Annotated in this window: 9 protein-coding genes; 1 reads left to right on the forward strand and 8 read right to left on the reverse strand. The window is 38.4% G+C overall.

The window, feature by feature from the left end; genetic code table 11:
- Window positions 1-43: 43 nt before the first annotated feature.
- The 8 genes from CBF35_RS13525 to rimP form a co-directional block, all read right to left on the reverse strand.
- Window positions 44-1,363, reverse strand: a complete 1,320-nt coding sequence (locus CBF35_RS13525) for a PTS sugar transporter subunit IIC (protein ID WP_126782122.1) — start codon at window positions 1,361-1,363, stop codon at window positions 44-46.
- A gap of 150 nt (window positions 1,364-1,513) precedes the next feature.
- Window positions 1,514-2,248 (reverse strand): MurR/RpiR family transcriptional regulator, encoded by a 735-nt coding sequence (locus tag CBF35_RS13530; protein ID WP_126782124.1) that lies wholly within the window; start codon window positions 2,246-2,248, stop codon window positions 1,514-1,516.
- A gap of 166 nt (window positions 2,249-2,414) precedes the next feature.
- Window positions 2,415-2,765 (reverse strand): 30S ribosome-binding factor RbfA, encoded by a 351-nt coding sequence (rbfA, locus tag CBF35_RS13535; protein ID WP_126782126.1) that lies wholly within the window; start codon window positions 2,763-2,765, stop codon window positions 2,415-2,417.
- A gap of 79 nt (window positions 2,766-2,844) precedes the next feature.
- The gene (infB, locus tag CBF35_RS13540) at window positions 2,845-5,469 is read right to left on the reverse strand and encodes a translation initiation factor IF-2 (protein WP_126782128.1); all 2,625 of its coding nucleotides are present in this window, start codon (window positions 5,467-5,469) and stop codon (window positions 2,845-2,847) included.
- 12 nt (window positions 5,470-5,481) lie between these two features.
- Window positions 5,482-5,787, reverse strand: a complete 306-nt coding sequence (locus tag CBF35_RS13545) for a YlxQ-related RNA-binding protein (protein ID WP_126782130.1) — start codon at window positions 5,785-5,787, stop codon at window positions 5,482-5,484.
- Window positions 5,777-6,076 carry an RNase P modulator RnpM gene (rnpM, locus tag CBF35_RS13550; protein WP_126782132.1) on the reverse strand — a complete coding sequence of 100 codons (300 nt, stop codon included), beginning with the start codon at window positions 6,074-6,076 and terminating at the stop codon, window positions 5,777-5,779. Before rnpM ends, CBF35_RS13545 begins: the two co-directional genes overlap by 11 nt.
- A 20-nt stretch (window positions 6,077-6,096) precedes the next feature.
- Entirely contained in the window at window positions 6,097-7,329 is a 1,233-nt protein-coding gene (gene nusA, locus CBF35_RS13555) for a transcription termination factor NusA (protein ID WP_126782134.1), read from the reverse strand.
- Between the two features lie 25 nt (window positions 7,330-7,354).
- Window positions 7,355-7,828 carry a ribosome maturation factor RimP gene (gene rimP, locus CBF35_RS13560; protein WP_126782136.1) on the reverse strand — a complete coding sequence of 158 codons (474 nt, stop codon included), beginning with the start codon at window positions 7,826-7,828 and terminating at the stop codon, window positions 7,355-7,357.
- A gap of 262 nt (window positions 7,829-8,090) precedes the next feature.
- Here rimP and CBF35_RS13565 point away from each other — a divergent pair, with 262 nt between their 5' ends.
- Complete coding sequence (locus CBF35_RS13565) at window positions 8,091-8,915, forward strand: metallophosphoesterase (protein ID WP_126782138.1); 825 nt, start codon at window positions 8,091-8,093, stop codon at window positions 8,913-8,915.
- Window positions 8,916-9,067: the final 152 nt, after the last annotated feature.

Genomic DNA, 9,067 nt, shown 5'->3' on the forward strand with positions numbered 1-9,067 from the left:
AATCTGATTCATTCACCACTCTTGAAACACTATGTTTCAAAGTTTAGCTAGCCATTTCATTTTCAGCAGCTTTATTAGCTGCAATTACGAATGGTAAGTAAACTAAAACTGAAATACCTAAACAAACAAAACCAATAATTAACGCTAAGAAGTTTCCACCGGTTCCTAAGAAGGGAATTAACGGTCCAGGCGTTGTCCACGGAACCCCAATTGCCGGCGAAGGAATAATTTTAAAGACAATTGTGACTAAATAACCAAAAACAATATTAATCATCGGCGTTAAAACAAAAGGTACAACTAAGATTGGGTTTAACACAATTGGTAAACCAAAAATCAATGGCTCATTAATATTGAAAATCCCAGGAATCAAGGACATCTTAGCGATTTCCTTGTATTCAGGTCGACGAGAAGCAATAAAAATAGCAATAATTAACCCTAAGGTCATACCGCTTCCACCCATATTAGCAAAGGCATCATTTAACATTGCCCAAGTTTCAGGGTAAGGAATATCTTTTAGCCCGCCAGTCGCATTAATATGAGCTAAGTTCGCCATATCTGGTTCTGTGAAGATCGCTGCTCTGACTGCATTCAATGTGTTTGGTCCGTGAATCCCGATTGCCCATAATAAGTTTTGGGTAAAAGCAATCACTAAGACACCAAAGATATTACCACCAATATTTCTTAAAGGTGTTTGAATCGTATCGTAAATCACTTCGTTAATCCCATTTGGTGCGACTAGGGAAATTAAGAAACTGACTACTGAAGCGGCCATTATCACAAGGACAATCGGAATTAAACCTGAGAATGAACGTGAAACCGCTGGCGGTACCATTTCTGGCATAGTAATTTTCAACTTCGGATTATTAAATAATTTTGGTAGAAACTCTCCTACAACACCACCGACTAACATTGCTACAAAGAGACCTTGTGCTCCTAAGTAAGTAGTTTGCATGACATTGACGCCATTATCTAAACCGAATGGTGCCGGATACATAATAATAAACACTGCCACACTTGTTAGCCCAGCTAACATATCATCGGCTTTAAAATGTTTTGCTAATAAACTAGCAACTAAAAAGGCAATAAAAATCGACATAATATTTATCGTACCATTAGCCGCTGATGCTAAGACTTTTTGGGCTGATTCTAAATTAGGGAAAAACTTAGGTAAAAATAGCAATTTCGCAATAAAGCCCTCTTTAGAAAAAATCAAATTGTTCAATAGAATAACGATGGATGATGCCATAGTTAATGGAAAAATAAACATAAAAGAATCTCGAACTGCTGCTACGTGACGTTGATTATTTAATTTTGTTGCAACTGGTACTAAGGTCCTCTCCATAAATGCATTAAACTTATTCACTATACCTACTCCTTTTAGCTAATTATCAATCTTGCAAGAAACTTGATAGACAAAGTATACCGCTTTCTTTGATCGTTGTACTGACTTTTAAGTCTTATGAGCTAAGTACCATCAAAAGACAAAAAAACCATGACGGTACAGGTTGTACCATCACAGTTGATTTTTTTGTCTGACACTATTGATAATTAATTCTAGTAAAAAGACACTAGGAATCTGACTAGATAAATCATAGTAAATATGAGCTCGTTCATTATTGCCGATATAATCTAATAAATAGTCAGCTTTTTCACCTAAGCGACTTGTCGGATCACTAGTAATTACACCAATTTTAACTAATGGGTTACCAGCAAATTGGGTGGCAATATCGACCATTTCCACGGTATTTCCCGAGACACTTAAAAATATTAATAAACTCTCTCTTTTAGGGTCTAAACGACTACTAATTGGGTAACTCCGATCAGACAAGGCAAAAGAATTGTAACCTAAGTTAGCAATCTTCCGACTAGCGTAACTTGCGATTGACCCAGAAGCCCCTAAGCCTAAAAAGATAACTGGCGAGGAACGAATAATCGCTTCAGCAAAGTAATCCACTTGAGCTTCTAAATTATTTTTAAAGTTCTTCCGATTTAAGAGATCAAAATAAGAATCAATACTGGGGCTATGCTCATGGACCGCTGTTTGTTTTTGCTTATAATGAAGTTTAAACTCTGGAAAAGAATCAAAGCCCATTTTTTTGATAAAACGCATCACAGACGTTGGCGAGGTATGGGAGCCTTCAGCTAAATCACGAACACGCATCAAAGCAATTTTTTCGTCATTTTGGATGATGTAGCGATAAATCGCTGATTCAACTTCTGACAAGTCAGTAATATTCGGTAATTCCATGTCACTCCCCCCTTCATTCTTAAAGGTAATTATACCATAGCTGCCTTCATAGCTAAAATATAAAACGACTCATTGATGATTAATTATTACTGATTAATACTTGTCTCTTATTACTACAAAAAAAAGCAATGAAAGAAAATACCTTTCATTGCTTTCGATTATTAACTTAATCTTTTTTATTCAAATCACGAATCATTTGATCAATTTTAGAACCATAAGCAACTGATTCGTCTCTTTCAAAAATGATTTCAGGTGTTTTGTAAATTCTTAGACGTTCGCCTAATTCTTTACGAATTAACCCTGAGGCTTTTTCTAACCCTGTTTGAGCTTTTTGGACATCTGAGGCTTTATCAGACAACGTACTATAATAAATAGTCGCTTGTTGTAAGTCGCCAGTTACTCTAACATCGGTAATTGTAATACCTTGAACACGAGGGTCACGAACTCTTTTTTGGAGAATGTCATTAACTTCACGTTGAACTTCTTGACCGACGCGACGATCACGGAATTTTGCCATGATGGTCTCCCCTTTTCATTAATTAATTGCCTTCCTAACTAAGACAGACTCAGGTAGGAAGGACAATAATTATTAATTATTATTTACGTTTAATTTCAACCATTTCAAAGCCTTCGATAACATCGTCAACTTTAACGTCGTTGAAGTTTTCAATTGTTGCGCCACATTCAAATCCCATTTTAACTTCTTTGGCATCGTCTTTGAAACGCTTCAAGCTTGATAGTTTACCTTCAAGAATGACAATATTATCACGAATCAAGCGGATACCGCTGTCTCGTTTAATTAAGCCTTCTGTTACGTAACAACCAGCAATTGTTCCGACTTTAGAAACATTAATTGTTTCACGAATCATCATTTGACCAGTAATTTTTTCTTCAAATTCTGGATCTAACATACCTGTCATCGCTGTTTCAATTTCATCAATGGCATTGTAGATAATACGGTGTAAACGAATGTCTACTTCTTCCATCGTTGCTTGCTCTTTGGCTTGAATTGTCGGACGAACGTTGAAACCAATCATAATCGCATTACTTGCTGCGGCTAAAGTGATGTCACTTTCGTTAATCGCTCCAACTGCGTTATGAACGATTTTAACCCGAACGCCTTCGACTTCAATTTTGTTCAAGCTAGCTGCTAAAGCTTCGGCAGAACCTTGAACGTCAGCTTTGATAATAACATTAACTTCTTTCAATTCGCCTTCTTTAAGACTATCGAATAAGTTTTCTAATGTTACTCGGCTACCTGAAGCACGTTGCTCAAGTAAAGCACGTTTCGCACGTTCTTCACCAGCGGCACGAGCAGTTTTCTCATCTTCAAAGACGACAAAACGGTCTCCGGCTTGAGGTACATCATTTAAACCAGTGATTTCAACTGGTGTTGCTGGGCCAGCTTCTTTATCACGACGACCGATATCATTAGTCATGACACGGACACGTCCAAATGTATTACCAACAACAATCGGGTCACCGACTTTTAATGTTCCTTGTTGGACTAATAATGTCACAACAGGCCCTTTACTCTTATCTAAACGAGCTTCAATGACGCTACCAATCGCTTTTTGCGTAGGGTCGGCTTTTAACTCTTGAACTTCAGAAACTAAAATAATCATTTCTAATAGTTCGTCGATGTTTTGACCGAACTTAGCTGAAATTGGTACGAAAATTGTTTCGCCACCCCAAGCTTCTGGGATTAATCCATGTTCACTTAATTGTTGCATTACGTGATCTGGATTAGCAGCTGGTTTATCAACTTTATTAACCGCGACAATAATTGGCACATCAGCCGCTTTTGCATGGTTAATCGCTTCAATTGTTTGTGGCATCACACCATCATCAGCAGCAACAACTAAAATTGTTACGTCAGTGATACTTGCTCCACGGGCACGCATACTTGTGAAAGCGGCATGTCCAGGTGTATCTAAGAAAGTGATTGTTTTGCCTGCAACATCAATTTGGTAAGCACCAATATGTTGCGTGATTCCGCCAGCTTCGCCATCAGAAACTTTTGTATGTCTTAAAGTATCTAATAACGTTGTTTTACCATGGTCAACGTGACCCATAATAGTTACAACTGGTGGACGTGTTGTTAAGTTTTCTTCAACAATCGCTTCAGCTTCGAAGAATTTATCGATATCTGCAACGTCTAGTTGAATTTTTTCTTCAGCTTCAATGCCATAGTCGGCAGCTAATAATTCAATTGTGTCTTTATCTAAGGCTTGGTTTTGGTTAACCATAACACCCATCATAAATAATTTTTTAATAATCTCCGCTGGTTCACGGTAGATTTTTTTAGAAATATCCGCAACGTTCATACCTTCAGTGTAAACTAACACTTCTGGTAATTCTCTAAATTTACGAGCTGGAACTGGTGGCTTAGTTGACTCTGGGTAACGTTTGCCTTTACGTCCTTTTTTGTTGAAACGGTTACGGTTTTGGTTGTTATAACCACCTTGTTGATTGCCACGGTAGTTACTGTTACCACGGTTTTGGTTGCTTCCGCCACCGGCTGCTGGTGTTTGACCAGCTGGACGATTGCCTTGTCCTTGTGCTGCTGGACGAGTTGTTTGTCCTTGTGTTGCCGGACGGTTAGTTTGTCCTTGTTGTGCTGGACGGTTACCTTGTCCTTGTTGCGCTGGACGGTTACCTTGTCCTTGTTGCGCTGGACGGTTACCTTGTCCTTGTTGTGCTGGACGGTTGCCTTGTCCTTGTTGCGCTGGACGGTTACCTTGTCCTTGTTGCGCTGGACGGTTGCCTTGTCCTTGTTGTGCTGGACGGTTAGTTTGTCCTTGTTGTGCTGGACGGTTAGTTTGTCCAGATTTAGGCTGAGTTTGGTTCGTAGGTTTATTTGTCATATTAGTTTTTGATTTTTCTTTGTCACCTGATGGCTGTGACAAGGTACTTCCTTTTCTTGTATCTAGATTTTTTTGTTGCGTGTGTGTTTTATTTGAACTTGTTGGTTGACTAGCTTTTTGGGCTGGTTGGACCTTAGTTGTATTTTGTGTTGGTGCTGGTTGTTTGGACTGAGCTGACTGGGTGCTTTTCTTAGAATCTCCTCCGAATGCACTACGTATTTTAGTTTCTTGATCAATACTTATCGAGCCCATATGATTTTTAACATCAATGCCAAGAGAATGTGCTTGATCAATTACCGCCTTACTTGGTTGATCCATTTCTTTGGCTAATTCATAAATTCTTTTCTTACCCATGCAATCACCTTCCTAACTTAATAGTAATTCTTGCAATTTTTTTGCAAAGCCTCGGTCACATACGCCCACAATCATCCGATGTTTGCCAATTGCTTGGCTAATCTCAGCTTGGGTGAACTCAGTGACGCAAGGAATTTTGTAATAAGAACTCTTATCTTGAATCTTTTTAAACGTATTTTCGCTAGCGTCATTTGCGACAAAGACTATTTTGGCATTATTGTTCCGGATATCATTAATTGTTAACTCTTCTCCAGAAACAATTTTACCTGCTCGCGTAGCCATTCCTAGTAAATTTAACGCTTTCTGTCTATTCATCATTAGCTAGTAATTCCTGTCTAGCTTTTTGATGAGTAACATAAGCTAACAACTCTTGATAAAAGTCATCTGTTAATTTAGCATTTAGGCCACGACTCAACATGTTTTTATCCCAAGCTTTTTGGACAATTGCTGGGTCAATAGTGATATACGCACCACGACCAGGCAACTTACCAGTTGGATCAATGGCGACGTCCCCTTCTTTGGAACGAACGACGCGGACCATTTCTTTTTTAGGTTTCATTTCGCCTGAAACCACACATTTTCGTAATGGAATTTTCCGGGTTTTCATCTATTTTCAGCCTCCTGGAATTATTCTTCTTCGTTGATTGCTTCCGCTACTTCATCAGCTGTTTCAGCAAGATCTGCATCCAAATCTTGTTCATCAACTAATTCTTCCACAACCTCATCACTGACAGCTGCTTCAACTAATGCTTCTTCTTCAACAACGACTTCTTCTAATGCAACTTCCTCAGCTAGGTCTTCTTGGTTAGCAAACTGCTCACGCAACACTTCCATATCTGATTCAGATTTAATATCAATTTTGTAATTTGTTAATTTTGCCGCTAAACGAGCGTTTTGGCCACGTTTACCAATTGCCAATGATAATTGATAGTCAGGTACAACGACTGTACAAGATTTTTCATTTTCTTGGAAAAAGACATCAACGACTTGAGCCGGATTTAGAGCGTTTGAAATAAAGACGGCTGGGTCTTCACTCCATTCAACAATATCCATGTTCTCGCCTTTTAATTCATTAACAATCGCTTGTACACGTTGACCACGAGGGCCGACACATGTACCGACAGGATCGACGTTTTCATCACGGGAACGGACAGCAACTTTCGCACGGTCCCCTGCTTCACGAGCAATACTAATAATTTCAACGACGCCATCGTAGACTTCTGGAATTTCTTGTTCAAACAAACGTTTCAACAAATCCGGGTGACTACGGCTTACAAAGACTTGTGGGCCTTTAGACGTGTTTTCAACTTTTGAGACGTAGACTTTAATCCGGTCGTGGGGTTGGTAAACTTCATTAGGGATTTGATCTTGTCTTGATAAAACAGCTTCGATTTTACCTAAATTAACGTAAATGTAGCGGTTATCTTGACGTTCAACAATTCCTTGCATAATGTCGTTTTCATAAGCACTGAACTCATTATAGATAATTGTTCTTTCAGCTTCACGAACCCGTTGTAAAATAACTTGTTTTGCTGTTTGAGCAGCAATCCGGCCAAAATCTTTTGGTGTTACTTCAAAACGAATTTTGTCACCTAATTCATAAGCGCCGTTTAAAAGTAAGGCTTCGGCTAAACTAACTTCTAGTTGCGAGTCCATCACTTCTTCCGTTACTTCTTTGACAGAATACACGTGGATGTTGCCTTTTTTATGGTCAAATTCAACTTCCACATTTTGTGCTTGTCCGTAATGACGTTTGTATGCTGACACTAATGCCGCTTCTAGGGCATCAATAACAATTTCTTTTGAAATGCCTTTTTCGACTTCTAATGCCTCTAATGCATTCAACATTTCTTTACTCATATTACTAAGCCTCCATTATCTTAATCTAAAACTGAATCGCTAATCTTGCCTTAGCAATATTTTTACGATCGAATGTGATATCTTTTTCTCTTGTTTTAATTTTTACTGTTAAGGTCAATTCCTCAGAATTTAAGTCTTTCAAAAAGCCAGTGAATTGCTTATCTCCCTCAATCATTGAATATAAAGAAACGTTCACGTATTTCCCTAAAGCTTTTTCGTAATCAGCTTCTTTTTTCAATGGGCGTTCGGCCCCAGGCGATGATACTTCTAAAAAGTACGCTTGTGGAATTGGGTCTGGATTTAGTTCATCCATTGCATCGCTTAACTTTTCACTTACTAAAGCACATTCTTCGATATCAATGCCATTCGGTTTGTCGATATAGACGCGTAGAAACCAGTTTTTACCTTCCTTCACGAATTCTAGATCTGCTAACTCAAAGTTTTGTTCTTCTAAGATTGGCGTGACAACCTTTGTAACAGTTTCCACTACACTACTCAATCCATTCGCCTCCTTCACGGGAATCTGCTTGTCCATTAAAAAGAGTGAGCTTTATGGGCTCACTCTCTCCTCTGGTATCAATCTTTGAATATTATATCATGTTTTTTCTGAAAACTCAACAGGCGCCCACTACTTCCTTGTTTTTCTCTCCCTTTTATCAAAAATTACTTAATAAACTCTTAAATCCGTGGCTCTTAACTTGGTATTTTCGAAAAATCCTTTTATACTAACGGTACTGACTTATTTAGAAAGGAACACTCCTATGACTTATTTTCTGATCATATTGATCTTTATTAGTGCTTTTTGTTTGTATGGTCTCTGGACTAATCGACAATTAGAATTAGAAGCAATCACTTTGCCTATCTCAGATTTACCTGAGGAGTTAGCAAATTTAAAAATTCTCCACGTCTCTGATATTCATCTTCGCCGCTTACGAGTGCCTTTAACTACCTTGTTAAAGACAAGTCAAGATACTACTCCAGACTTAATCTTAATTACAGGTGATACGATTGATCGAACTGAATCTTTAGACTCTTCAAAGATTTTAACTGTTATTAACGACTTTGCTCAAATCGCCCCGACATTTGTGATTGAGGGCAACCACGAAACAAGCTCTGGCCAGCTAGAGACTTGGCGCCAATTAATTATATCCTCTCAAGCTCAGCTTCTTGAAAATCAGTTTACGACAATTGAAATTAACGAACAAATGATTGGTCTGATTGGTTTAAGAAACGAAGAAACCGACTTACCGGCTGAGGTTAAAGCAAAAACGACCGAGCAGTCTCTCAATCTCTTGTTAGCTCATCATCCTGAACTATTTAATGAGTATGCCGCAAGTTTTAAAGATTACCCAATCCAAGCTGTTTTTTCTGGTCATGCTCATGGTGGTCAAATTCGCTTGCCAGGAATTGATGGCTTACTTTCTCCCCATCAAGGGTGGTTTCCAAAATTAACTAACGGAGTATACCTTCATCAAAAAAAAGAAAACTTTACCTTAGTCGTCAGCCGAGGCCTTAGTAATAGTAAGTTTCCTTTTCGGATTAATAATAAACCTCACTTACTCCTCGTCACTTTAGTCAAAAGCTAAACTATTAAAAAGGCGGCAGTTTCCATAAACTGTACCCTATAGAATGGACACGAAATAAAAAGCGTGCCTTCTGTAGGGTATTTTTGTATGATAAATAAAAAAGGAAGTGACACAAATGGGAATTAATAAGTTTACACCGCAAGAGGTCACAG

This window comes from Vagococcus salmoninarum (genome assembly GCF_003987495.1).
Lineage (GTDB): Bacteria > Bacillota > Bacilli > Lactobacillales > Vagococcaceae > Vagococcus_D > Vagococcus_D salmoninarum.

Excerpts from the sequence above, each read along its gene's own strand:
- rnpM (WP_126782132.1), bottom strand. The coding sequence starts at position 6,076 with ATGAAAACCCGGAAAATTCCATTACGAAAATGTGTGGTTTCAGGCGAA.
- CBF35_RS13545 (WP_126782130.1), bottom strand. The coding sequence starts at position 5,787 with ATGATGAATAGACAGAAAGCGTTAAATTTACTAGGAATGGCTACGCGA.
- CBF35_RS13530 (WP_126782124.1), bottom strand. The coding sequence starts at position 2,248 with ATGGAATTACCGAATATTACTGACTTGTCAGAAGTTGAATCAGCGATT.
- CBF35_RS13565 (WP_126782138.1), top strand. The coding sequence starts at position 8,091 with ATGACTTATTTTCTGATCATATTGATCTTTATTAGTGCTTTTTGTTTG.
- rbfA (WP_126782126.1), bottom strand. The coding sequence starts at position 2,765 with ATGGCAAAATTCCGTGATCGTCGCGTCGGTCAAGAAGTTCAACGTGAA.
- nusA (WP_126782134.1), bottom strand. The coding sequence starts at position 7,329 with ATGAGTAAAGAAATGTTGAATGCATTAGAGGCATTAGAAGTCGAAAAA.
- infB (WP_126782128.1), bottom strand. The coding sequence starts at position 5,469 with ATGGGTAAGAAAAGAATTTATGAATTAGCCAAAGAAATGGATCAACCA.